21 protein-coding genes are annotated in these 23,467 nt (G+C 71.9%); 3 read left to right on the top strand and 18 right to left on the bottom strand.

Going from position 1 to position 23,467, the window contains the following annotated elements:
* Positions 1–19: 19 nt before the first annotated feature.
* From BLU79_RS38455 to BLU79_RS38445, 3 genes are all read left to right on the top strand, one after another.
* Positions 20–1,036 carry a ketopantoate reductase family protein gene (locus BLU79_RS38455; protein ID WP_093910658.1) on the top strand — a complete coding sequence of 339 codons (1,017 nt, stop codon included), beginning with the start codon at positions 20–22 and terminating at the stop codon, positions 1,034–1,036.
* 117 nt (positions 1,037–1,153) lie between these two features.
* The gene (locus BLU79_RS38450) at positions 1,154–2,629 is read left to right on the top strand and encodes a hypothetical protein (protein WP_093910657.1); all 1,476 of its coding nucleotides are present in this window, start codon (positions 1,154–1,156) and stop codon (positions 2,627–2,629) included.
* A 26-nt stretch (positions 2,630–2,655) separates the two neighbouring features.
* Positions 2,656–2,976, top strand: a complete 321-nt coding sequence (locus tag BLU79_RS38445; RefSeq protein WP_093910656.1) for a hypothetical protein — start codon at positions 2,656–2,658, stop codon at positions 2,974–2,976.
* 44 nt (positions 2,977–3,020) lie between these two features.
* Here BLU79_RS38445 and BLU79_RS38440 read toward each other — a convergent pair whose 3' ends face one another.
* The 18 genes from BLU79_RS38440 to BLU79_RS50145 form a co-directional block, all read right to left on the bottom strand.
* On the bottom strand, positions 3,021–4,358 hold the full coding sequence (locus BLU79_RS38440) for a protein kinase domain-containing protein (protein WP_093910655.1): 1,338 nt from the start codon (positions 4,356–4,358) through the stop codon (positions 3,021–3,023).
* A 3-nt stretch (positions 4,359–4,361) separates the two neighbouring features.
* A complete protein-coding gene (locus BLU79_RS38435) occupies positions 4,362–5,252 on the bottom strand; it encodes a protein phosphatase 2C domain-containing protein (protein WP_093910654.1) in 891 nt (296 codons plus the stop codon).
* On the bottom strand, positions 5,246–5,908 hold the full coding sequence (locus tag BLU79_RS38430; RefSeq protein ID WP_093910653.1) for a vWA domain-containing protein: 663 nt from the start codon (positions 5,906–5,908) through the stop codon (positions 5,246–5,248). Before BLU79_RS38430 ends, BLU79_RS38435 begins: the two co-directional genes overlap by 7 nt.
* A gap of 197 nt (positions 5,909–6,105) precedes the next feature.
* The gene (locus BLU79_RS38425) at positions 6,106–7,695 is read right to left on the bottom strand and encodes a TRAFAC clade GTPase domain-containing protein (RefSeq protein ID WP_093910652.1); all 1,590 of its coding nucleotides are present in this window, start codon (positions 7,693–7,695) and stop codon (positions 6,106–6,108) included.
* Positions 7,692–10,637 (bottom strand): GTPase-associated protein 1-related protein, encoded by a 2,946-nt coding sequence (locus BLU79_RS38420; protein ID WP_093910651.1) that lies wholly within the window; start codon positions 10,635–10,637, stop codon positions 7,692–7,694. Before BLU79_RS38420 ends, BLU79_RS38425 begins: the two co-directional genes overlap by 4 nt.
* Positions 10,634–11,902 carry a TRAFAC clade GTPase domain-containing protein gene (locus BLU79_RS38415; RefSeq protein ID WP_093910650.1) on the bottom strand — a complete coding sequence of 423 codons (1,269 nt, stop codon included), beginning with the start codon at positions 11,900–11,902 and terminating at the stop codon, positions 10,634–10,636. Before BLU79_RS38415 ends, BLU79_RS38420 begins: the two co-directional genes overlap by 4 nt.
* Before the next feature lie 3 nt (positions 11,903–11,905).
* Positions 11,906–14,137, bottom strand: a complete 2,232-nt coding sequence (locus tag BLU79_RS38410) for a hypothetical protein (RefSeq protein WP_177001337.1) — start codon at positions 14,135–14,137, stop codon at positions 11,906–11,908.
* Positions 14,138–14,278: 141 nt separating this feature from the next.
* The gene (locus tag BLU79_RS38405) at positions 14,279–15,019 is read right to left on the bottom strand and encodes a sirohydrochlorin chelatase (protein ID WP_093910649.1); all 741 of its coding nucleotides are present in this window, start codon (positions 15,017–15,019) and stop codon (positions 14,279–14,281) included.
* A gap of 6 nt (positions 15,020–15,025) precedes the next feature.
* Positions 15,026–15,919, bottom strand: a complete 894-nt coding sequence (locus BLU79_RS38400; protein WP_093910648.1) for an ABC transporter permease — start codon at positions 15,917–15,919, stop codon at positions 15,026–15,028.
* Positions 15,906–16,694 carry an ABC transporter ATP-binding protein gene (locus BLU79_RS38395; protein ID WP_093910647.1) on the bottom strand — a complete coding sequence of 263 codons (789 nt, stop codon included), beginning with the start codon at positions 16,692–16,694 and terminating at the stop codon, positions 15,906–15,908. The genes BLU79_RS38400 and BLU79_RS38395 overlap by 14 nt, the downstream gene beginning before the upstream one ends.
* 54 nt (positions 16,695–16,748) lie before the next feature.
* Complete coding sequence (locus BLU79_RS38390) at positions 16,749–17,834, bottom strand: aliphatic sulfonate ABC transporter substrate-binding protein (protein ID WP_093910646.1); 1,086 nt, start codon at positions 17,832–17,834, stop codon at positions 16,749–16,751.
* The gene (locus tag BLU79_RS38385; protein ID WP_093910645.1) at positions 17,822–19,156 is read right to left on the bottom strand and encodes a sulfate adenylyltransferase subunit 1; all 1,335 of its coding nucleotides are present in this window, start codon (positions 19,154–19,156) and stop codon (positions 17,822–17,824) included. The genes BLU79_RS38390 and BLU79_RS38385 overlap by 13 nt, the downstream gene beginning before the upstream one ends.
* A gap of 2 nt (positions 19,157–19,158) precedes the next feature.
* A complete protein-coding gene (gene cysD, locus BLU79_RS38380; RefSeq protein WP_093910644.1) occupies positions 19,159–20,097 on the bottom strand; it encodes a sulfate adenylyltransferase subunit CysD in 939 nt (312 codons plus the stop codon).
* Complete coding sequence (gene cysC, locus BLU79_RS38375) at positions 20,094–20,630, bottom strand: adenylyl-sulfate kinase (RefSeq protein ID WP_093910643.1); 537 nt, start codon at positions 20,628–20,630, stop codon at positions 20,094–20,096. The genes cysD and cysC overlap by 4 nt, the downstream gene beginning before the upstream one ends.
* Before the next feature lie 35 nt (positions 20,631–20,665).
* Positions 20,666–21,376: a phosphoadenylyl-sulfate reductase gene (locus tag BLU79_RS38370; RefSeq protein ID WP_093910642.1), complete on the bottom strand. Its 711-nt coding sequence runs from the start codon at positions 21,374–21,376 to the stop codon at positions 20,666–20,668.
* Positions 21,373–21,552 (bottom strand): hypothetical protein, encoded by a 180-nt coding sequence (locus tag BLU79_RS49455; protein WP_093910641.1) that lies wholly within the window; start codon positions 21,550–21,552, stop codon positions 21,373–21,375. Before BLU79_RS49455 ends, BLU79_RS38370 begins: the two co-directional genes overlap by 4 nt.
* On the bottom strand, positions 21,549–23,246 hold the full coding sequence (locus tag BLU79_RS38360) for a nitrite/sulfite reductase (protein WP_093910640.1): 1,698 nt from the start codon (positions 23,244–23,246) through the stop codon (positions 21,549–21,551). The genes BLU79_RS49455 and BLU79_RS38360 overlap by 4 nt, the downstream gene beginning before the upstream one ends.
* A gap of 128 nt (positions 23,247–23,374) precedes the next feature.
* Entirely contained in the window at positions 23,375–23,458 is an 84-nt protein-coding gene (locus BLU79_RS50145; RefSeq protein WP_310591794.1) for a putative leader peptide, read from the bottom strand.
* Between the last annotated feature and the right edge of the window lie 9 nt (positions 23,459–23,467).

Below are 23,467 nucleotides of genomic sequence, written 5' to 3'. Positions count from 1 at the left end.
ACTGTGCGAGGCTCGTCCCATGCGCTACATCATCATCGGTGCCGGGGCGATCGGCGGTGTCGTCGGCGGGCGGCTCGCGGGCTCGGGACACGAGGTCGTACTGGTCGCGCGGGGCGCGCACTTCGAGGCCCTGCGGGACCGTGGGCTGCGGCTCCGGGTGCCCGAGGGCGAGTTGCTCCACCGGCTGCCGGTCGTCGACGGGCCCGCCGCGCTCGGGGAGTTGCGCCCCGACGACGTGCTCGTCCTCGCCGTCAAGACGCAGGACAGCGCGGCGGCACTGCAGACCTGGGCAGCCGTACCGGTCGCCGGTGGTGGTACGGCCGCCGAGCGACTGCCGCTGTTCTGCGCGCAGAACGGCGTCGAGAGCCAGCGCCTCGCCCTGCGGCTCTTCCGGCGCACGTACGGCGTGTGCGTCTGGCTGCCGTCGACCTACGTCGAACCCGGCGTCGTCTCCGCCGCCGGCCGCCCCCTCACCGGCATCCTGCATCTCGGCCGCCACCCGCACGGCACCGACGAGACCGCCCGCCTCGTCGCCGCCGACCTGGAGAAGTCGCACTTCGAGGCGCCGGTCGTGGCGGACGTGGCCCGCTGGCAGTACGCCAAGCTGCTGGCCAACCTCGGCAACGCCCTGGAGGCGGTGACCGGCCCCGTCGACAGCGAGGAGGGCGCGGCGCTGTTCCGGCGCGTGCGGGCCGAGGGCGCGGCGGTGCTCGGCGCCGCCGGGATCGCGTACGCGGGCGCCGAGGAACAGCAGGCGGTGCGGGGCGACAAGGTGGCCCAGGCGCCCCTCGACGGCGCCCCGCGCGGCGGCGGCTCCTCCTGGCAGTCCCTCATCCGCGGCACCGGCACCATCGAGGCCGACTACCTCAACGGCGAGATCGCCCTGCTCGGCCGGCTGCACGGCGTACCGACCCCGCTGAACGAACTCCTCCAGCACCTCGCCGGCACCTTCGCGCGCGAGCGCCGGGCGGCGGGATCGATGCCGGTGGGGGAGTTGGTGCGGCTGGCCGACGAGGCGGTCCGGGCGGCGAGCTGAACCGCCGGGGGTGACTCGCCCGAACTCCGGGACAAATGGCGGGTGTTGTCCCTATGGTGAAGCGCGCGAGTTCGGCAGGAAGGGCAGGTCGCCGTGGCAGGCAGAGGGTTACCGTCGTTGCCGCAGTACAGCAAGGACGGGGTCACCCGGCGGATGTGCGCGTCGGCTCATCTGGACGACGACTTCGCCTTCGAGGTCGACCGCGACCTCACCGGGGACCGGCTGGACGCGATCGGGCTGACCCTCGGCGTCAACATGGTGGCCCTCGCCCGGCACACGCGCGTGGCCGTACGCCGCCGCGCCGCGCTCGACGCCCGACTGACGGCGCTCGGCGCCCTGTTGGTCATCGCCGTGTTCGCGCTCCTGTCGGGACTGGTCAGCGGCAACGGAACGGTCGTCCAGTCCGGGTTCTACAGCGCGCTCGGCGTCCTCGCGATCACCTGGTGGCTGGTCCACCACGCGGAGTCCCGGGCGCGTGCCGCAGCGCAGCAGGTGTTCCGCGGCCAGGGGAAGGCCGAGGAGCTCGCCCCGCCCGTGGAACCCGAGGCGGAGGCCTGGCTGCACGAGCTCAAACGCGCCAACGTCCTGCCGTACGTCGACGCGGCCGCCCTCGACAAGCCGTTCGTCGGCAGCGGGCATATCCAGCTCGGGAAGGTCGTCGTCTGGCAGCCCATCGACGTCAGCAAGCCCGCCGAGGCACCGGGCGGCGGCACGCTGCCGATCCTGCCCTTCGACGCCATCGACCTCCACACCTATGTGGCCCGCCAGATGGAGAGCATCTCCGGCCTGGACGGGCTGCGCGCCAGGAACCGGCTCTACGTCCTCGGCAGCCACGCCTGTCTGCTGCAGGAGCTGGTGCCCGACCGCACCAGGCGACCGCGGGCCCAGATCCCCAAGCAGCTCGTCCAGGCGGGCCTGCACCAGCCCGGCGCGGCGATGCGGACCCATCTGTGCCTGGAGCGGGTCGGCGAGGGCGGACGGATGGTGGTGTCCATGTATGTGCGGGCCATACTCAACCGGCCCAGCCTGAGCTGGGAGGTCGCCGTCTACGCGATTCCGCCGCTCGGCCCCCGCTTCCACCGGGTGGAGCGGCTGCCGGTGGCCCCGTTCGACCGCTGGAGGAGCCTGGTCGCACACGCGACCCTGCGCCTGTGGCCCGAGCTGAGCGGAGCTCCGGGGCGCATCAAGGAGCGAGGCCGGCAGCGGCGCCGTTCCGCGAAGTTCCTCAGGAAGGTGCGCCGGGACATCACCAGGCAGCACGCGGTCTACGACTACGGCGCCACCGACAGCCTGCGCGAACGGTACGGCGACTGGAACCACGCGGGTCACAACGAGCTCGCCGACGCGGCGGACTTCCTCAACCGGCTCCAGCAGGGCGTGCTCACGGCGACCGAGCGGTTCCTCAAGGACCACAACATCGACACCAGCTCGTTCGACAAGGCGCAGCAGATCATCACGCAGACCTACAACATCAACAACGTCAACGGCCCGAGCAATATCGGCCCCGGCGGTCAGATCAACAATCCGGGCGGACCGCAGGGGAGCGGTCCGCCGGGGCAACCGGGCGGCGGCACGCCACCGGCCAAGCCCTGAACGGCGCGCATCACAGGAGGCGGGACATGAGCACGTACAACATCCGCAACATCAACGGCCCGGCCAACATCGGCGACCACGGACGTATCGAGATCAACAACGGTGCCGACCCGGCCGCCGTCCTGAGCCTCGCGGAACAGCTCGTCGAGCGGCTGCGCGCCGACAACCCGGCACTCGTCCCGCAGGCGCAGATCATCCAGGGCGAACTGATCGACGCCGGCCAGGACAGCCGGCCCGCCGACCGCGGCCGCATCCGCTCCGCCCTGGAGACCATCGGCATCGGCGTCGCGGCGGGCAGCGGCAGCCTGGCCCTGGCCCAGGAGATCGGGCGCGTGCTCGGGCTGTGACGAGGGGTGCGCCCCACATCGGGATGCGGGGCGCACCGGACAGGTCACTTGGCCCGTACGACCGCCCGCGCCCCGCTTCCGAGGTCCAGCTCCAGGCCCGAGCGCAGGGGGACCGTCTGGCCGGGGCCGATCTGCTGGGCCGTGCCGTCGGAGCGGGTGCCCGTCCAGGTGTCCTTCGAGTGGTTCTTGATGCCGAAGCGGCCCGGTTTGCTGGGGTGTTCGACCAGTTCCGCGACGAGGGAAGCGTCCGAGAAGTCGTGCCGCGTCGGCTCCGGCAGCAGGTGGTGCGCCTGGACGCGGGCCCCGCGGCGCAGCCGGATGTGGTGCTGGGCGCGTGGCGGAGGCGTGGTCACCGTCAGCCGGGGCGGCAGCACCAGCTGCGTCCCGCACCCCCAGCAGGCGCGCGACGGCGGGTTCTCGCCCGGCTCGGTCATGTTCTGCCGCCCGCAGGACGCGCACTCGACCACCGAGTCCAGCACCGACCGCAGCACGTTGCGCCACTCGGTCTCCCGCACCCGGGCCGCCGGATCGTGCAGCCCGATCGTGAAGCTGCGACGGAACAGCTCCTGGAGCGTGCCCACCGCCGCGTCCCACGTCGCCAGCACGGTCGTGTGCTCCATCGGGTCGGGCGCGTTGGAGTCGTCCGCCGGGTCGAAGACGAACAGCGGGCTCTTGCCGTACAGCCGCTTCTCCGCCGCCTCGTCGAAGCAGTGGATGCCCAACTCTCGCTTTCCTTCAAGCGGGTGATGGTTCATCAGCAGCATGAACAGCAGTACGGCCAGTGAGTGCAGATCGGACTGCGTGCCCGGCCGCGCACCCGGCTCGGCGCGCACCAGCTCCGGCGCCATGAACTTCATCGTCCCCGAGATGCCGCTGACGTCGCCCTCGACGACCGCGTTGTCGTTGTCGCAGACCAGCACCTCACCGGTGGCCGGGTCGAAGAAGACGTTCCCCCAGGAGATGTCCCGGTAGGCGATGCCGCGCGAGTGCAGCGCCTGGTACGCCTCCACCGTGTACAGGCACGCCGTCAGCAACGCCCGTGTGGTGGTGCGCAGTTGGCGCCGGAAGAGGTCCGGCAGCCCCTTGAAGCGATCCGGGCGCAGTGCCATCAGATAGCCGAACGAACCCCGGTGCGCGCTGACGTACGCCTCCGGCCACAGGAACCGGTCGTCGTCGAAGTCCCGGCTCACCAGCTCCTTGACGATCGCCTCCTGTTCGGGTGTCGCGCACGTCGGGTAGTACCACTTGAGCGCCTTGTCACCGCCCGGCGTCCGCACCCGGTACACCTCGCCCTGACCGCCGGCCCCCAGCATGTCGATGATCTCGACCTCGTCGCCGTTCTCCGCAGCCAGCCGCGTCCCGCTGTCGAGCATGCCGCTCATCTTCTACGTCTCCGTCTTCCGTTCCGTTTCCATGGCCCCGGCGTCCTCGGGCAGCAGATCGACGGGCCGCAGCGCCGCCGCCAGAGTCGTGTCGTCCCCGGAGTACTGGGAGGCCTGCCGCAGCCACTCGGGCAGCACGGCCCGCACGCCTTCGCTGCCCTCGGCCCTCAGGCGCCCGTCCAGGCCCGCCACGAACTCCCGGTACCCGTCCGCAGAGGCGAAGCTCTTCGACAGTCCGTCCGTCGACAGCACCACCAGCCGCGGTGTCCGCGCCTCGTCGAACACCGGCGCCCAGTGCGTCCGCACCGCACGCCAGGCCTGCGGCCCGCACAGCGACTCCGTCTCGTCGCCGAGGTCTTCCTCGACGGGCGCCAGTGGCCGGCGCAGCGCCCCGTCGTGCTCGACGATCGCCAGATCCCCGTCGCCGATCTGCCACGCCACGAACAGCAACGGCGTGAGCACCGCGCCGATCAGCGTCGTGCCGTACAGCACGAGCTTCTCGTCCTGCTCCGGTTCCCGCGCGCCCTCGTCGGCGACCGACCGGTTCCTGGCCCAGTGGCCCAGGGCGGCCTCCCGCCAGTCGTGCACCAGCGCACGCGGGAAGTCGTCCCGGGCGTACGCCATCAGCCGGGCCAGACGCCCCGGTTCATGGCAGCCACGGGCGGCCCGTCCGAACTCGGCCGCCCGGAGCAGGAACCGGTCCACGGCGAACCGTGCACCGAGCCCGCTGCGGGCGTGCCTGGCCGAGCCGTGCCCGTCGGCCACCGCCAGCACCAGCGGGTCGTCACCGCCGCCGGTGCCCTCGCAGGCGTACCAGTCCTGGTTGTGCCGCTTGTTGACCCCCTGGACGCTGTCGCCGAGCGTCTCCCAGCGCCGCACCCCGAACGTCACCACACGTCGTCGTCATCGTCGTCGAGCACCGGCGGCGCGTACGGCTGCTTCACGGCGCCCGAATCCGCCGCGGCCGCCACCTGCTGCGAGGCCGCCTTCACCGCGGCCGTCGACGCCCAGCGGATCGCCGCCGCCAGCTGCTTGGGGCTGTTGGCGTCCAGCGGCTGCAACTCCGGGTTGCCGAGGAACTCCTGGAGCACCGAGCGGTCCGCGTCGGCGCCGATCGCGATGGCGACCCGTACCGCCTTGCGGCCCCACGGCGTCGCGTCGATCGCCTTGAGACCCGCCTTCCATTCGTCCGTGGGCACCCCGTCCGACACCAGCGCCAGCACCGGCTTCAGCGCCCGCTGCGGCATCGGCGGACTCTGCAGCTCCCGCGAGACCAGGGAGAGTGCCTCGCCGAGGTTGGTCATGCCGTCCACCTCGACGTCCTGCCAGGTGAAGTCGTCGACCGGGACCGGCGTCGGATGGTGCCACTGGGCCGTGGTGGAGAAGGTGATCGTGCGCAGCAGCAGTTGGGCGGCCGGGTTGTCGTGGGCAACCGAACGCATCTCGGGAATCGCTTCCCTGATCGCGTAGTTGAGTCTGGCGATCTTCTCGCCCTGCATCGAGTACGAGCAGTCGAGCAGCCAGATGAAGTGGACCGGCCGGTTGGCCATGGGCCCGCCGGGAATGTCGCTCACTTGGCTTGTCCTTTCCGGTGGTTGGGTTGTCCATGAAGGTCGGAAATCAGGGCAGCAGCCACAGCGCGAGCAGGGCCGGGGCGGCTGCCGTCAGCACGAGCGAGGCGACGAACAGGCCTGCCGCCATGCGCCGTCCACGCCCGATCGGTCGGGTCACCTGGGTCATGCCGGGCCTACCTCCTCTCGCCCTCGTCGCCGGGTCCGATCAGCGCCCCGGTCTTCAGCCCCGAGGCCGCGAGCAGCCACAGCACCGGCTCGGCGGCCCTGCGCTGCTCGGGCTCCAGCGGGCCGGTGCCGGTGGCGGCGTGGGCGCTGACGGCCCAGTAGCGCGCCGCCTTGGAGTCGTGTCCCAGGGCCCGGACGAGGTTGCCGAGGCCGACCTCCTCCAGCCAGCTGTCGATGCGGGCGCCGGCCACGGGCAGTGAGCTCAGCTGGTCCAGCACGTCCCGCTTGGTGACGACCGTCGCCACCGACAGCCGCCCACGCCGGCCGGCCAGCGCCGTGAGCTCGCCGATCAGCCGCTGGTACGTCTCCCAGGGCCCCTGCGGCGAGGGGCGGGCCGCCTTGGCCCGCCGGGTGTCCTCGGCGCTCAACTGCCCGCGCACCTTGGGCTCGGCCAGGACGTCGGCGACCAGGACGACGCCGTCCGCGTGGGCCAGGTACCGCTGGGCGCGCACGCGTTCGGCGTCGCTGACCGACTCGCCCATCGGGTCGTACAGGTACAGCAACCTGCGCCGCCGCCCGAGTGTCACGGTCAGCATCAGGGCGCGCGGCTGGCCACCGGTCGTGGCATGGGCCCAACCGGTCTGCTTCAGCTCCTGGTCGAGGTCGCCGGCCGTGCGACGGTCCTCGGTGGAGGCGTACTCGACGCGCAGATCGCCGCGCCGCGACCACGCGTGCAGGCCCTCCACCATCGCCGCCATCAACATGGTCTTGCCCGACGAGGTCCCGCCGATCAGCGGGGCGTGTACGACCCGGGTGGTGCCGACCGTCTCCGGCAGTGGCCGGTCGCAGTGCGGGCACAGGGCGGTCAGCTTCCCGCGTCCCCCGAGGCGCGTCGTCGGCAGTCGGTGCCCGCACGTGCACGCGTGCCACAGGACGCCGTACCGTCCCGGCCGCAGCCCACGATGCTCGGCCCGGCAGTTCGGGCACCGGTACACGGCCAGCGGCACGGGCCGATAGCAGCCGGGATACGGGCACTTGACGCGTACCCCCCGCATCAGCAGCCACCCGCGCTCCACGCCCCGCAGCACCGGTACGGCCGTCGCGCAGCCCAGCCAGACCAGGCCGAGCAGCAGGGCGAACACGCCATGGACGACGCCGAGGGCGACGGTGGCGAGCGCGGCACCGAGCAGCGCGCCCAGGGCTACGCCGGGCGCGACGAACACGGCCAGCAGCAGGCTTTGGCCGGCATTGCTGACGCGCATGCCCGAGGGGCTGCGCCCGTGGAAGAGGTTCCGTACGAACCGGCCCAGCCAAGGGTCGGAGAGCGCGGTCCAGACGACCCGCATCCCGTATCCGGCGGCCGAGACCGCGTCCACCCACATCTGCCGCCACCAGTAGCCGAGTTGAGCGGGTTCACCTTTCGCGACGACCGGCACGCGCTGGTCGGTCCGCCCCACCTGCCAGGGCCCGAGCCCCCGCCACACGCCACCCACACCGATGCCGAGGAACTCCCACAGCAGGCGGAAGAAGCAGAGGCCGACGGCTATGAGCAGGCCCGGGCAGACCAGGAGGGCGATGGTCAGAGTGGCCGTGCTCATCGGCGACGCCCCTCGGTCGGCGGTTCCACGTCCCCGGGCCACACCGGCGGCTGGTCCGTGCCGCGCCGGCCGCGGCCGGACAGACGGCCCGCGAGGCGGCCCAGGGCGCCGGGGCGGTTCCAGGTGCGGAACGCGTCGAGCCTGCCGCGGCCCGCGCGGCCGAGGGCCTCCTCGACCGCGGTGACGTCCTCGGCCGGCAGGGCCCGCACGATCGGCCGCAGCACCTTCGTCAGCAGGGCCGTTCGTGTCTCGTCCCACCCCGGGCGGGTTCCGGCGAAGGAGTTCCAGGCGGAGAAGCAGAGGGCGACGTACGACGGCACCGTCCGCAGGCGGTTGCCCACCCGGTCCGAGCGCGCCGCCCGCTCGTACGCAGCGAGCAGCCGCGGCTCGGCCGCCCGGGCCAGGGGGTACAGCTCGCTCTCGGGCGCCGGACCCAGGACGAGCCGCCGCGCGAGGGCGTCGAACACCCGCTCCACGACCGTCTCCGGAACGGGTTCGGCCGCACCGTCCCGCAGGGCCAGCGCCCGGCCCACCCAGTCCTCGCCCTCACCTTCGGTGCCGAGCAGACCGGCGAACTCCAGCAGGAGCAGGGCCGCGCGCTGCCCGGGCCGCAGCTCCGTGGGGAAGCAGCGGAGCAGGTCGGCGGCGAGATCCGGTACGTCGTGGTCGTCCGCAGGCGCGGCGAGCGCGGCGTCGATCAGTATGTCCCGGGTGCCGGCCGCGCGGTGGATGTCCGACCCCAGTTGGTTGAGCAGCAGGCTCGCCTCTTCGCCCGTCGGCAGATCGCCGGACCACACCAGCCCGAGCGCGGTGCGCAGGACCGCCGTGTCGGCGTGCGGTGAGACGCCGGCGGTGCGCAGGACGCCGTGGAACCGCCCGAGCCGGTCACCGCCGGGTCCGCCTGCGGACTCGCCCGCCATGACACACATCCGCAGATGCGGGAACCCGGTCTGCAACTCGACGGGCAGCCCCGACCCGGCCAGCCTCCGCGCCACCCCGGGCGGATCGGCCGCGGCCAGCGCGTTGAGGGCACCGAACAGTGCGATGCGCAGGGCCGGGTGCTCGTGCACGGCGTCGAGCAGGGCGGGGGAGGGGGAGTGGGACGGGGGCTGCGGCGCGGGCGGGCTGCCCGCGGCAGCGGTGGCGGGGTCGTCGAGCGGGGTTCGGCCCGGGGCGCCGGTGGGGGTACGGCCCTGGAAGTCGGCGGAGGTCCGGCCGGGGAGGTCCTCCCGAGCATGGCCCGCACCATCGGCAGGAGTCCTGCCGAGGCCGTCGGCCGGGGCTTGGTTCCACCAGGCGTCGCCCGGGTGGCGACCCGTGCCGTCGGCCGACGTACGATCCGCCGGGTCGGCGGAGCGGCGGCCTGAACTGTCGGCGGGCGTCCTGCCGGAACCGTCGGACGGGGCTTGGCTCCACCACGCGTCGGCCGGGCGGCGACCCACGCTCTCGGTGGGATACCGACCCGTGCCGTCGGCGGGGTACCGACCTGCGCCGTCGGCCGGGGAACGCCCCTCCGCATACCCCGCCGGACCCGTCGCCCCGTACCCCGCAGCGTCCTTGCCCACTCCGCTCTCCACGCCCGCCGAAGGCTCGGCGACCAGACCCCGGGCCAGTCGGCCCGCCAGGTCCGGGAGCAGATCCTGGCAGTCGATGTCCAGGAGGTCGGCGATCCGCAGCAGCGCCAGGGGGCGGTCGGCGGCCGGATCCTCCTCGTCGGCGATACCGGCACGCAGCGCGGGCGCCAGATCCCGGGCCAGTGCGGCCTGGGCCTGCGCCGTCAGCGACCCGGCACGCAGCGCGGGCATCGGCCCACGAGCCCGTACGGCCGCGGCCAGCACCCGCGCGGCGAGCGGCGCCGTCACGACGCTCGGCACCTGACCCTCCAGCCGGGCCAACAGGGCTGCCAGCGCGGTCTGTTCGGCGTCGGCCGGGGCGGACGATTCGCCGCCCTCGCACAACGCCCCCACCAGCGCCGTCAACGTGTCGTCGGCGAGCGTGCCCGAGTGATCCACCGCCCACCGCGCCGCCGCCGTACGCCCCGCCGTACCCAGCTCGATCCCCGCCACCAGCGCGGCCACCGCCAGCGGCCCGGTCTCCGCAGATGTGTCGCGGAACAGGTCGGGGCGTCCGGCGCGCCAGATGTGCGCGCAGATCAGGGCCCATACGTCGGTCACCGGAGCCGTCGCCGGTTCCGGTCCCGCCGTGCAGTCGTGGACCCGGTAGCGGTGGTCGTGGGTGACCGGCTCGGAGGACGGGAGAACGCCGACGATCTGCTGACGGGCCTGTTGCGGGCGGCGGGAGTAGGTGGTGAACGTCAGCCGGTGGGCCTGTTCACGCGGCAGCACCGCGCAGGCGAGCGCGATCCACTGGGCGACGTCCGCGCTGTCGTGCTCGACGATGACGATCTGGCCTGCGGTGTCGGGGCTCTCCGTCAACGCCCGCAGATCGGCGAAGAACGCCGCCAGCCGGTCGGAGCGGGACACGGCGAACGCGATCAGGGCGTCCTTGCGGAGCAGGCCCGACGGTTCGAATCGGTCGACCGGGTCCGGCCGTCCGCCCGGCGGTGTGGTGTCGGCCCAGCGCGGCGACTCCCACGCCGTGATCGGCAGCGCACCGTCCGGCAGCCGGGTTCCCGGCGGCAGATGCAGCGCATGCGCGTGGAAGTTGCCCCAACGGCCGCTGTAGTCCGCCCCGGTGTACACCGAGCGACTCAACAACCGTCCTCCGTCGGCGAGTTCGGAGAAGCTGAAGGCCTTCGGAAAGCTCTTGAGCTGCTCGGCGTCAGGGCGGGCCGGGAAGTCGCGCGGGGGTTCGTAGCCGATGAGCTGCTCGGCCTCCCGCAGCAGTCCCTGCGGTACCCCGGCGCTGACCGCCGTGAACCGGAACCCCGAACCGTCGGGCCCGGGCGGCGCCGAGGTGTAGTGCACCTGGGCGAGGGTCACTTGGCACGCCCCCTTCCTACGCGTCCCTTCGCGGTGGACCGCACGGGCAGCAGACCCCGGCGGGCCAGCAGCCACAGCAGCGGATCCTCCACCCGTACCGGCTGCGGCCCCGACTTCGGTACGTCGGCCGGCGCCTCGGCGGGCGGCGGCGCACCGAGCGCCGACAGCCCGAACAGCGACAACTCGGCGAAGTCCAGCTCCAGTTGCCGTACCAGCGCCCCCGAGTCCCAGTCGGCCATCAGCGACCGGATCTCCTCGTGCACGGCGAGCCGGTCGTCCTCGTCGAACCGGCCCTCGGTGTGGGGCGCGTTGCGCAGCAGCGGGGAGTGCGGATCGAGCAGCGACCTGAGCATGTCCGTCTTGGTGACGGCCACGGCGATCGGCGTGGACACCCGCCCGCGGGAGCCGCCCTTGCCATGGGCGCGCAGCTGAACCGCCAGGTCGGCGGCGATCTGCTGCGGCGGGGTCTCCACGACGGGCAGTGGAGGGCCGTCGTGCACGGGCAACCGGTCCCGCACGGAACCGAGTTGGAGCGGATCGACGAGCATGACTATGCCGTCGGCGGCGCTGAGATAGCGGGTGTAGCGGTCCATGGCCTCGGCGCCCGCGAGGTCCTCGCCCGCCGCGTCGAAGAAGACCAGCGTGGTGTGCCGGGTGCCGGAGCCCGGGCGGCCGCGTCTGGGCAGGCTGAGCCGGTACAGGAGCGGGTCGTTGAAGCCGAGGGCGGCCGGGCGGGTGGCGTCCGGCAGCCGCAGCAGCTCGTAGAGGTCCTCGGCCATGTCCCTGTCCCGCTGCTGGGTGGTCTGCCCCATCGCCGCGAGCGAGGCGTGATAGGCCTGCCCGACACGCTGGTTCAACTCGTTGAGCAGAACGGAGACGTAGGTGCTCTTGCCGGAGGCCTTCGCGCCGACCAGGGCGATGATGCGGCTGTCCTGGTCGCAGTAGTCGCTCGGCAGGTCGTTGTGGCAGGCCCGGCACACCCGCACCGGAGTGGGCACCCCGCAGTCGGGACAGGGCACGCTGCTGCCGCCGCGCGACCCGACGGACACGGGCAGCGCGGCGAGCCTGCGGGCCGGGGCGAACACGGGGCCGCGCATCCGCGTCGCCGGGGGAGCGCCGGGCCCCATGAACCCCGCCCATATGTCGTCGCGCTGCGGACCGCAGGGGGTGCCGCCGCGGACGCCGCTCGGGGTCATCAGACAGCGGTAGGGCAGTTTGGCCGCGGTCGCGCGGTCGAAGCAGTAGGGGCAGATCACGGTCGTCATGGCTCAGCGCACCACCAGGGTCGCGGGGGACGGTTCTTCGAGACGTACGGCGGACGCGTGCTCGCCCAGCAGGAAGCCGCGCAGGGTGTACGGGGTCGGGCAGGGCGAGGCCGGCAGCTCCTGCTCGACTGTGCCGTGGCGGCTCAGGTCGGTGCCGGGGATACGCAGCACGGTCGTGCCATCGATCGCGCTGCGGGGGCGGATGGTGCCGCTGCGGGCGACGCACACGAACTCGGGGACGCCCGTATGACCTCGGGGAGCGGACAGCGTGACGCGCAACAGGGTACGGCCGCGGCCGAGCAACCTGCGTGGTGCGCGTACGAGTTGATAGCCGATCGTGGTGTCCGGCGCCAGCACGACCTCGGCGTTCTCGGCCGGCAGGACGACGGCGCCGGGCGCCTGCGGCGCGGTCGAGGCCCGGATCAGCACGCCGCCGGGGCCGACGGGCAGCCGCAGTCCACTGCGGCGGTAGGCGTGGGCGGTGACGGTGCGTCGGCCGCCGGCGACGGAGCCGGTGCCGGCGTCTCCCGCCGCCCCGTCGTCCAGGTGCTCCCAGGTCACGAGAAGATGGCCGACACCGTCGGGCCAGTCGAGCGTGACCGCGGCGTGTCCCTCCGGGAGGCGCTGGGCGGCGAGCCCGGTCACCGGGCTCAACACCTCGACGTCGACCACGGGACCGGCCAGCGCGCGTTCACCGAGTACGGCGACGGCGGCGACCCGTGTGTACCCGACCGGCGGAGGATCCAGAACCCCGGCCCGCTCGGCTCGGTCGAGCCGCGCCGGGAGCTGGTCGGACCGCAGCTCGCTGCCGGGGGCGGGGGCCTCGCCGGGCCACCGGACCAACCGGACCTCGGTGTCCAGCGCGCCGGTCACGTCGAACCGCAGCGCCGTGCCGTCGGGGCGTGCGGTGAGGGTGCGGACGGGGGCGGGCCAGGGGTGGACGGTGCGGGTGGCGTGGACGCCGGGGGAGGGGACCAGGGCGCCGCCGGGCGCCCGGTAGTGGCTGACGACGCGGAAGGCGTGGGCACCGGTGGTGAGGTCGGACGCGGTGAACCCGTCGGCGTGGGACGGCAGTTGATCCACGGTCCCGTCCGGCCCGGTCCGCTCGACCGTCACCTCGGCGGCACCACTCGGTCGCCGCCAGGAGCCCTCGATCCGCTCGGGCCCGTCCGTGAGCGTCAGCTTCTCCACCTCGGGCGCGACGAGCACCCGGTGTGAGACGAGCGGCGGCCCGGCGACGCGCCCGTCGCGCAACGGGAGTGCGGCGTACCGGACGGCGGAGCCGAGCGCGACGGCGGTGTCCCGGGCCGCCCCGGCACCCTGCCCCGCCACCTCCCGGACCTTCGGAGCCCCCTTCTCGTCCCGGAACAGGCACAGCAGCAACCAGTCGCCGTTACCCTCGGCGTCCGTCTGCGGCCAGGTCAACTCGACGTGATCGGAGCCGAGTTCGGCGTGCAGGGGAGCCCGCGGCCCGGAACCCGGCCTGTGGTGACGGACCAGGGCGCGCAGGGACCGTCGGTCGTCGGCGGCCTCGTGCAGCGCGTGCAGCAACTCTTCGGTCGCCCGTTCGGTGTCCCCGCGCCCCTCGGCCGCCCGTGCCGCGCGCAGCGCCGCCTCCACCACGGCCAACCGGGCGGTCAGCGCGCCCCGCAGTGCCGCCAGAGCCGGGTCGGTGCGGTCCTGCGGCAGCCGCTCCAGCAGGGCCCGCACCCGGTGCAGCCGGTGCCGTTGCCAGGCGTCGGCGAGGGATTCGGCGGCGTTGCGCTGCTGCCGGGTGAGGGCGGGCCGCAGCCGGGCCGCCGCCACGAGCCCGGCGACCTCGTCCGGGTGCACCCCCAACTCCACGGCGACCCGCGGGCGTTCACTCTGGTCCCGGTCCTGAAGCAGGCCGATCAGTTGGTACAGCACGACCCTGCGCGGTGCCTGTGGATCACGGCGGTGCAGTGCGGCGAGGAGCCCTGCGAGGGGCGCCGTCGGGGTCGCGGCACAGGCGAAGGCGTCCAGCAGCGCGCCGTCCACCCGCTGTCGGCCACGGGGCCCGGACGGAACGTACAGCCCGTCGAGGACGCGTAATCCGCCGCCGCCCGGGGGCAGCAGCGCCGCGCCCAGGTGCCGTAACCCTGCCGCGTGCTGGGCGGTGGCGAGCTGGGCGTAACCGGGCACGAGCGGGCTCAACGGCAGCCCGGACAGCGCCCGTGGCAGCCCCAGGTAATGCCCGAACTCGCGTCCAGCCACGTGTGCCGCTCTCCCCCGATAGAACTTCGAGGGACCATCCCAGCAGATCCCCACGCCCGGGGAGACCGTTTTTTCGGAATCCCACCAGGTGGGACCGGCCGCGCCGCAATTCCCGCCCGATGAGCAAGGCCCTTCGGGTACTCAGGCCCCGACAGCCGCAAGCACCGGCACCCCGGCCGCGTCGTACCGCTCCAGCAGCACCCGCGCCACCTCGGGCGCCGCCCCGAGCACATCCGCCAGTACGTCCGCCTCGGCCGCGCCCCGGGCGATACGGTCCGGGAGGAAGCCGGGGGCCAGGACGTACGGCGCGACGGCCACCCGCTCGCAGCCGAGTTCGCGGAGTTCGCGGACCGCGTCCTGGGTGCGCGGAAGAGATGCGGAGGCGAACGCAGGTCGCACGGCGCACCAACCGGTGTGCCGCCACTCCCGCGCGATTTCTGCGATCACTGCGATCGCCTCCGGGTCGGTGGACCCCGCCGAGGCCAGCACGACCCCGGTCGAGGACTTGTCGGCGGGCGTCAGCCCCGCCTCGTACAGCCGCCGTTCCAGGGCGGCCAGGAGCAGCGGCGACGGGCCCAGCACCTCCGCCTGCCGGATCCGCAGCTGCGGCGGCGCGTCCCGCAGGACCGCCGGGATGTCGGCCTTCGCGTGGAAGGCCCGGGTCAGCAGCAGCGGCAGCGCCACGACGTCCCGGACGCCCTCCGCCGCCAGCGACTCCAGCACCCCCTGCACCGACGGGATGTTGAAGTCCAGGAAGCCGGTCTCCACGCGTACGTCAGGGCGCAGCGAACGCACCCGGCCTACCAGGGCGTGCACCGTCGCGGCATGCCGCGGGTCGCGGCTGCCGTGGGCGATGACGAGAAGAACCGGCTTCACGGACATGGGACCTCAGCTCCTGGCCAGCAGGCCGCGGCTGCGCAGGACGCGGCGTTCGAGGGGGCTGAAGATGAGGAGGTCGATGGCGATGCCGACGAACAGGATGAGGAGGATGGCGAAGAAGACCATGGCCATGGAGCTGTTGGTGCGGCCGTTTTCGAGGAGTTGGCCGAGGCCGACGCCGAGGTCGGGCGAGGAGGCGATGATCTCCGCCGCCATCAGGGAACGCCACGAGAAGGCCCAGCCCTGCTTCAGACCCGCCAGATAGCCGGGCAGCGCGGCCGGCATCACGACGTGCCAGGTGCCCTTCAGGCCGGTCGCGCCCATCGTGCGGCCCGCCCGCAGGAAGAGCGGCGGCACCTGGTCGACGCCGGACACCAGGCCGTTGGCGATGGAGGGGACCGCGCCGAGCAGGATGACGGCGTACATCATCTTGTCGTTGAGCCCCAGCCAGATCACGGCCGGCGGTACCCACGCTACCGACGGCAGGGACTGCAGGCCGGACAGGATCGGTCCGATCGCCGCGCGTACGAACTTCACGCGCGCCACCAGCAGCCCCAGCGGCGTACCGATCGCCAAGGCCAGCAGGAAGCCGAGCAGACCGCGCGAGACGGACGTCCAGATGTACTCGTGCAGCGTGCCCTCGAGCCAGGACTCGCGCAGCTCGGCCCACACGTCGGACGGCGCGGGCAGCCTGGTCGGGTCGTCGACGACGCCGGACGACACCAGGAACTGCCAGACGCCCAGCACCAGCACGATGGCGACGATCGGCGGCAGGACCTTCTGGATCAGGGTCGTGCGGAGAGGGGTGCGGGTGGTCTGGACGGTTTCCAGGGCGTCCAGGCCGGCTTCGAGTCCGGCGAGGTCGTTGCCGTCCTTGGCCGGGGTGGTGTCAGTGCTGGCCATGGCGGCGGATCTCCCCACGCAGTTCTTCGGTGATCTCCCGGGAGAACTCCGCGACGTCGGCGTCCTCGATGCGGCGCGGCTGCGGGATGCCGACCGTCCACTCACGCGCGATACGGCCCGGGCGCGAGGACAGCAGGACGACGCGCTGGGCGAGCCGGACGGCCTCGCGCACGTTGTGCGTCACGAACAGGACGGACAGTCCCGTCTCGCGCCAGATGCGGGTCAGTTCGTCGTGCAGGACGTCCCGGGTGATCGCGTCGAGCGCGGCGAACGGCTCGTCCATCAGCAGCAGTCGGCTGTCCTGGGCGAGTGCCCGGGCCAGGGCGACGCGCTGACGCATACCGCCCGACAGCTCGTGCACCCGCTTGCCGTGCGCGCCCTTGAGACGGACGAGTTCGAGGAGCTCCTCGGCCCGCTCGCGCCGCTCGGCCTTCGGTACGCCCCTCAGCTTCAGGGCGAGTTCGATGTTCTTGCCCGCGGTCAGCCACGGGAACAGCGCGTGCTCCTGGAACATCAGCGCCGGACGGCCGTCGGTCGTGATGCTGCCCGCGCTGGGCTTGTCCAGTCCGGCCACGAGGTTCAGCAGCGTCGACTTGCCGCAGCCGGACGCTCCGAGGAGGGTGACGAACTCACCGGGTGCGACATCGAGCGTGATGTCGTCGAGGACGAGCTGCTGCCCGGCGGGGCCGGCGAAGGACTTCGAGACATGCTCGATGCGCGCGGCGTGTTCCACGGACGCATCCGTGTCCGCGGCCTTGGCGAGGGCGGTTGCCATGGTCGTCACCTCCTGGGAACTCTCGTAGGAACTCTGGTCATTCGGAAATGCGGCTCACTCGACACCGAGTCCGGCGTCGTCGACCTCGGGTTCGCCCTCGGCCTTGAGGACCTTGTTCAGCGGCGCCAGGTCGTAGACGCCGGTCAGGTCCGGCTTCTGCAGCAGCCCCGCCTTGACCGCGTGCTCGGCCTCGGTGCCGAGCGTGGCCGCCAGCGGGTCGTCGGTGATCCGGATCGACTGCCACGCCGGGTCGAGGACGGCGGTGGGCAGCGCCTTGCCGGTGTCGGCCGCCAACTGGGCGTTCGCCGCGGCCTTCGCCCGGTCGGGGTTGTCGTTGATCCACTTGTTGGTCTTCACCGAGGCGCTCAGTACGGCCTCCACGGCCTGCGGATGCTCCTTCAGGAAGCTCTGCGACACGATGACGTTCGTGATCACGAACTTCTTGTCGGGCCACAGGTCGGCCTCGTCCAGCAGTACCTTGCCGCCCTCGGCGACCAGCTTGGACGCGGTCGGCTCCGGCACCCAGGCGCCGTCGATCGAGCCGGACTTGTAGGCGTCCGGCATGATCTTGTTGTCGGTGCGGACGACCGAGACGTCGCCCTTGCCGCTCTGCGCGTCGACCTTCCAGCCCTGCTCGGAGACCCAGTTGAGGAACGCCACGTCCTGGGTGTTGCCGAGCTGCGGCGTGGCGATCTTCTTGCCCTTGACGTCCTTCAGGGACTTGATCTTCTCCGGGTCGACGACGAGCTTCACACCGCCCGAGGCCGAACCGGAGATGATTCGCAGGTTCTCGCCGTTCGACTTGATGTAGCCGTTGATGGCGGGGGAGGGGCCGATCCAGCCGATGTCGATGGACTTGGAGTTCAGCGCCTCGATCTCCGAGGGGCCGGCGTTGAAGGTGGCGTAGTCGGCCTTCGTGCCGCCCAGTTCCTTCTGGAACAGCCCCTCGTGCCGGCCGACCAGCGCCGTGGCGTGGGTGAGGTTCCCGAAGTAGCCGATCCGTACCGAGTCCAGACCGTCCACCTTGGCCGCACCGGCGATGGCCTGCTCGGTGTTCTCCTTGGCCTGGGAGCCGTAGCCGCACGCCGCGAGGGCGAGCAGCGGCAGCGCGGCCAGGAGCCGGGCTCTCAGAAGTCCCACCCGTCGTCCTCGGCGTCGTCCTTGACCGGCTCCGGCGAGGCGAACGACTCGCCGACCATGCCCGCGGTGAGCGTGGTGCCGTCGTTCGGGTCGATCAGGATGAACGAGCCCGTGCGGCGCGAGTCGGCGTAGGAGTCGACCGGCAGCGGCTCGGCGGTGCGGATCTTCACCCGGCCGATGTCGTTGGCGACGAGCTGTCCCGGATGCGGGTGCAGGGACAGGTCGTCGAGCGTGAGCCGGGACGGGATGTCCTTGACGATCGCCTTGACCGTACGGGTGCCGTGCTTGAGCAGCACCCGGTGGTTGACGGCCAGCGGCTGGTCGGCGACGTGGCAGACCGTGGCCTCGATCTCCTGGGTGGTCGCGGGCGCGTCCTTGGTCGGCACGATCAGATCGCCGCGCGAGATGTCGATGTCGTCCTCCAGCAGGACGGTCACCGACTGGGTGGTCCACGCGATGTCGACCGGCTCGCCCAGCAGGTCGATGCCGGAGATCTTGGACGTACGGCCCGACGGCAGCACCGTCACCGACTCGCCGACGCGGAAGGAACCGGCGGCGATCTGACCGGCGTAGCCCCGGTAGTCCGGGTGCTCGGCGGTCTGCGGCCGGATCACGTACTGCACGGGAAGGCGGGCGTGGCAGTGGCTCAGGTCGTGGCTGACCGGGACCGTCTCCAGGTGCTCCAGGAAGGTCGGGCCGCCGTACCAGTCCATGTTCGCGGACGGGTCCACCACGTTGTCGCCGGCCAGCGCGGAGATCGGGATCGCGGTGATCTCCGGGACGCCCAGCTCCAGCGCGTACGCCGTGAACTCCTCGGCGATCGCGGCGAAGACGGACTCCTGGTAGTCGACCAGGTCCATCTTGTTCACGGCGAGCACGACGTGCGGCACCCGCAGCAGCGCGGCGATGGCGGCGTGCCGGCGGGTCTGCTCGACGACGCCGTTGCGGGCGTCGACCAGGATCACCGTCAGCTCGGCCGTGGAGGCACCCGTCACCATGTTGCGGGTGTACTGCACATGGCCGGGGGTGTCGGCGAGGATGAACCGGCGCCGGGGCGTGGCGAAGTAACGGTACGCCACGTCGATCGTGATGCCCTGCTCCCGCTCGGCCCGCAGGCCGTCCGTGAGCAGCGCGAGGTCCGGCGCGTCCTGACCGCGGCTCGCCGAGGCGCGCTCCACGGCCTCCAACTGGTCGGTGAGGATCGACTTGGAGTCGTGCAGCAGCCGGCCGACGAGCGTGGACTTGCCGTCGTCGACGGAGCCCGCGGTGGCGAACCGCAGCAGGGTGGTGGCCGAGAGCTCCTCGGTCGTCGTCGTGCTCATGCTTAGAAGTACCCCTCGCGCTTACGGTCTTCCATCGCGGCCTCGGAGAGCTTGTCGTCGGCGCGGGTGGCGCCGCGCTCGGTCAGCCGGGAGGCGGCGATCTCGGTGATGACCTGCTCCAGGCTCACCGCGTCCGAATCGACGGCACCGGTGCAGGACATGTCGCCCACGGTCCGGTAGCGGACGAGCCGCTTCTCGACCGTCTCGCCGTCCTTCGCCCCGCCCCACTCACCGGCGGTCAGCCACATTCCGCCGCGCTTGAAGACCTCACGCTCGTGTGCGAAGTAGATCTCCGGCAGTTCGATGCCCTCGCGGGCGATGTACTGCCAGACGTCGAGTTCGGTCCAGTTGGACAGCGGGAAGACGCGGACGTGTTCGCCGGGTGCGTGGCGGCCGTTGTACAGGTTCCACAGTTCGGGGCGCTGTCGGCGCGGGTCCCACTGGGAGAACTCGTCCCGGAGGCTGAACACCCGTTCCTTGGCCCGGGCCTTCTCCTCGTCGCGTCGTCCGCCGCCGAAGACGGCGTCGAACTTCTCGCTCTGGATCTTCTCGGTCAGCGGCACCGTCTGCAGCGGGTTGCGGGTGCCGTCGGGGCGTTCGTTGAGCACCCCCCGGTCGATGTAGTCCTGTACGGAGGCGACATGGAGGCGCAGGCCGTGTTTGTCGACCGTGCGGTCGCGGTAGTCGATGACCTCGGGGAAGTTGTGTCCGGTGTCGACGTGCAGCAGTGAGAAGGGGATCGCCGCGGGGGCGAACGCCTTGAGCGCCAGGTGCAGCATGACGATGGAGTCCTTGCCGCCGGAGAACAGGATCACCGGCCGCTCGAACTCGCCCGCGACCTCGCGGAAGATGTGCACCGCCTCGGACTCCAGCGCGTCCAGGTGCGAGAGGGCGTACGGGGACACCGTGCCGTCCTCCACCGTGGCGACGGTGGTCGTCATGCCAAACCCCTTTCGCTGAGCAGGGCGTACACCGACGCCGCGGACTCCTGAACGGTCTGGTTCTGGGACTCGATGCGCAGATCGGGCGACTCGGGCTCCTCGTACGGGTCGTCGACCCCGGTGAGCCCCGAGAGCTCGCCCGCGGCCTGCTTGGCGTACAGACCCTTCACATCGCGTACGGAGCACACCTCGACCGGCGTGGCCACGTGCACCTCGACGTACGCCGCACCGCTCTCCTGGTGCCGCCCCCGCACCGCGTCACGGCTGTCGGCGTACGGCGCGATCACCGGGACGAGCGCCTTGACGCCGTTACGGGCGAGCAGTTCGGCGAGGAAGCCGATGCGCTGCACATTGGTGTGCCGGTCCTCGCGGCTGAAGCCGAGGCCCGCCGAGATGAACTCGCGGATCTCGTCGCCGTCGAGCACCTCGACGCGGTGGCCTTCCTCGCGGAGCCGGCCTGCCAGCTCGTAGGCGATGGTGGTCTTGCCGGCGCTCGGCAGACCCGTGAGCCAGACGGTGGCTCCGCTCGTCACGTGGTTCTCCAAATTCGTAGCAAGCTCGGTCATGGTCAGCCGTGCAGCCCGCACTCGGTCTTGCCGCGGCCCGCCCAGCGGCCGGCGCGCGCGTCCTCGCCCTCCAGCACCCGGCGGGTGCAGGGGGCGCAGCCGACGGAGGCGTAGCCGTCCATCAGGAGCGGGTTGGTGAGGACGCCGTGCTCGGCGACGTAGGCGTCCACGTCGTCCTGGGTCCAGCGGGCGATCGGGGAGATCTTCACCTTCTGCCGCTTCTCGTCCCAGCCGACGACCGGGGTGTTCGCCCGGGTCGGTGACTCGTCGCGGCGCAGCCCGGTCGCCCAGGACACATAGCCCTTGAGGCCCCGCTCCAGCGGCTCGACCTTGCGCAGCTTGCAGCACAGGTCGGGGTCGCGGTCGTGCAGCTTGGGGCCGTACTGCGCGTCCTGCTCGGCGACCGTCTGCAGCGGGGTGAGGGTGATGACGTTGACGTCCATCACGGCCTCGACCGCGTCGCGGGTGCCGATGGTCTCCTCGAAGTGGTAGCCGGTGTCGAGGAACACGACGTCCACGCCGGGCATGGCGCGGGAGGCGAGGTGGGCGACCACGGCGTCCTCCATGGAGGAGGTCACGCAGAAGCGCTTGCCGAAGGTGTCGACCGCCCATTGGAGGATCTCCAGAGCGGAGGCGTCCTCCAGATCCTGGCCGGCCTGCTCGGCGAGCGCCTTGAGATCGGCCGTCGTGCGCTCTTCCTGTGCCGTCGTCATATCTCGTCTCCCCCTGCGTCGGTGCGCTGAAGACCCCGGGCGAGCAGCCCTAGGAACTTCAGTTGAAAGGCCCGATTGCATGCCGCGCATTCCCATGCGCCATGGCCCTGCTCGGCAGGACGCAGGTCCTCGTCACCGCAGTAGGGGCAGTAGAAGGGGGCGGCCCGCTCGCTCATGAGAGGGCCTCCTCGGAGGCGCGCGCCGCCCAGGTGGCGAACCGCTCGCCGTCCTCGCGCTCGTCCTGGAACCGCTTCAGGACGCGCTCGACGTAGTCGGGCAGCTCCTCGGAGGTGACCTTCAGACCACGCACCTTGCGCCCGAACCCGGCCTCCAGACCGAGTGCGCCGCCCAGGTGCACCTGGAAGCCCTCGACCTGCTCGCCCTTGTCGTCCAGGACCAGCTGGCCCTTGAGACCGATGTCCGCCACCTGGATACGGGCGCAGGCATTCGGGCAGCCGTTGATGTTGATGGTGATCGGCTCGTCGAAGTCCGGGATCCGGCGCTCCAGTTCGTCGATCAGCGAGGCGCCGCGCGCCTTGGTCTCGACGATGGCGAGCTTGCAGTACTCGATGCCGGTGCAGGCCATCGTGCCGCGCCGGAAGGGGGAGGGCTTGGCGGTCAGGTCCAGCGCTTCCAGGGCCTCGACCAGCGACTCGACCTGCGCCTCCTCGACGTCGAGGACGATCATCTTCTGCTCGACGGTGGTACGGACCCGGCCCGAGCCGTGTGCCTCGGCCAGCTCGGCGATCTTCGTGAGCGTGGCGCCGTCGACGCGGCCGACGCGCGGGGCGAACCCGACGTAGAAGCGGCCGTCCTTCTGGCGGTGGACGCCGACGTGGTCGCGCCAGCGCTCCACGGGCTGGGCGGGCGCGGGACCGTCGACGAGCTTGCGCCCCAGGTACTCGTCCTCCAGCACCTGGCGGAACTTCTCCGCGCCCCAGTCGGCGACCAGGAACTTCAGGCGGGCGCGGGTGCGCAGCCGCCGGTAGCCGTAGTCACGGAAGATCGAGATGACGCCCTCGTAGACGTCCGGCACCTCGTCCAGCGGCACCCAGGCGCCGAGCCGGACACCGATCTTGGGGTTGGTGGACAGACCGCCGCCGACCCACAGGTCGAAGCCGGGGCCGTGCTCGGGGTGGTCCACGCCGACGAAGGCGATGTCGTTGATCTCGTGCGCCACGTCGAGGAGCGGCGAGCCCGAGATCGCGGACTTGAACTTGCGGGGCAGGTTGGAGAACGCCTTGTTGCCGATGATCCGGCGCTGGATCTCGTCGATGGCCGGACTGCCGTCGATGATCTCGTCCTCGGCGATCCCGGCGACCGGCGAGCCGATGACGACACGGGGCGTGTCACCGCAGGCCTCGGTGGTGGACAGACCGACCGCCTCCAGGCGGTTCCAGATCTCGGGCACGTCCTCGATCCGGATCCAGTGGTACTGGACGTTCTGCCGGTCGGTGATGTCCGCGGTGCCGCGCGCGAACTCCTGCGAGATCTCGCCGATGACGCGCAGCTGCTGCGTGGTCAGCCGGCCGCCGTCGATCCGCACCCGCAGCATGAAGTAGGAGTCGTCCAGCTCCTCCGGCTCCAGGATGGCGGTCTTGCCGCCGTCGATCCCCTGGCGGCGCTGGGTGTAGAGCCCCCACCAGCGCATCCGGCCACGCAGATCGTTCGGGTCGATGGAGTCGAAGCCGCGCTTGGAGTAGATCGTCTCAATGCGTGTCCGCACATTGAGACCGTCGTCGTCCTTCTTGAACTGTTCGTTGCCGTTGAGCGGGGTGAAGTGTCCCGCGGCCCACTGACCCTCGCCGCGGTGACGGCTCACCTTGCGGCGGGGAGTCGCGGCGGCAGGCTTCTGCGGGTTGGCGGCCATGGTTGTTACGTCCTTCGGGACAGGCGGGAAAGCGGCTCTGACCTGCGCGTACGGGCGCATGGGCATACATGCGCTTCATTGCGCAGGAATGAGACAAAAGGGGGGTGTCGGGCGCGGATGGACGGTACTCAGCGCGCCGGACAGATGGCGCTGGACATGCGGCCGAGGTCGACGTGCCGCCGACTCACCAAGGCAATTCCAGTTCCAGACATGACGGAAGC

The organism is Streptomyces sp. cf386 (genome assembly GCF_900103585.1).
GTDB lineage: Bacteria > Actinomycetota > Actinomycetes > Streptomycetales > Streptomycetaceae > Streptomyces.
The sequence above is the reverse complement of the archived record's forward strand: the minus strand, read 5'-3'. Positions and strand labels throughout refer to the sequence as shown.

Excerpts from the sequence above, each read along its gene's own strand:
- BLU79_RS38395 (WP_093910647.1), bottom strand. The coding sequence starts at position 16,694 with ATGGCAACCGCCCTCGCCAAGGCCGCGGACACGGATGCGTCCGTGGAA.
- BLU79_RS38370 (WP_093910642.1), bottom strand. The coding sequence starts at position 21,376 with ATGACGACGGCACAGGAAGAGCGCACGACGGCCGATCTCAAGGCGCTC.
- BLU79_RS38415 (WP_093910650.1), bottom strand. The coding sequence starts at position 11,902 with ATGACGACCGTGATCTGCCCCTACTGCTTCGACCGCGCGACCGCGGCC.
- BLU79_RS38425 (WP_093910652.1), bottom strand. The coding sequence starts at position 7,695 with ATGAGCACGGCCACTCTGACCATCGCCCTCCTGGTCTGCCCGGGCCTG.
- BLU79_RS38455 (WP_093910658.1), top strand. The coding sequence starts at position 20 with ATGCGCTACATCATCATCGGTGCCGGGGCGATCGGCGGTGTCGTCGGC.
- BLU79_RS49455 (WP_093910641.1), bottom strand. The coding sequence starts at position 21,552 with ATGAGCGAGCGGGCCGCCCCCTTCTACTGCCCCTACTGCGGTGACGAG.
- BLU79_RS38430 (WP_093910653.1), bottom strand. The coding sequence starts at position 5,908 with ATGGCCAACCGGCCGGTCCACTTCATCTGGCTGCTCGACTGCTCGTAC.
- BLU79_RS38405 (WP_093910649.1), bottom strand. The coding sequence starts at position 15,019 with ATGTCCGTGAAGCCGGTTCTTCTCGTCATCGCCCACGGCAGCCGCGAC.
- BLU79_RS38385 (WP_093910645.1), bottom strand. The coding sequence starts at position 19,156 with ATGAGCACGACGACGACCGAGGAGCTCTCGGCCACCACCCTGCTGCGG.
- cysD (WP_093910644.1), bottom strand. The coding sequence starts at position 20,097 with ATGACGACCACCGTCGCCACGGTGGAGGACGGCACGGTGTCCCCGTAC.
- BLU79_RS50145 (WP_310591794.1), bottom strand. The coding sequence starts at position 23,458 with ATGTCTGGAACTGGAATTGCCTTGGTGAGTCGGCGGCACGTCGACCTC.
- BLU79_RS38400 (WP_093910648.1), bottom strand. The coding sequence starts at position 15,919 with ATGGCCAGCACTGACACCACCCCGGCCAAGGACGGCAACGACCTCGCC.
- BLU79_RS38440 (WP_093910655.1), bottom strand. The coding sequence starts at position 4,358 with ATGAGCGGCATGCTCGACAGCGGGACGCGGCTGGCTGCGGAGAACGGC.
- BLU79_RS38360 (WP_093910640.1), bottom strand. The coding sequence starts at position 23,246 with ATGGCCGCCAACCCGCAGAAGCCTGCCGCCGCGACTCCCCGCCGCAAG.
- BLU79_RS38445 (WP_093910656.1), top strand. The coding sequence starts at position 2,656 with ATGAGCACGTACAACATCCGCAACATCAACGGCCCGGCCAACATCGGC.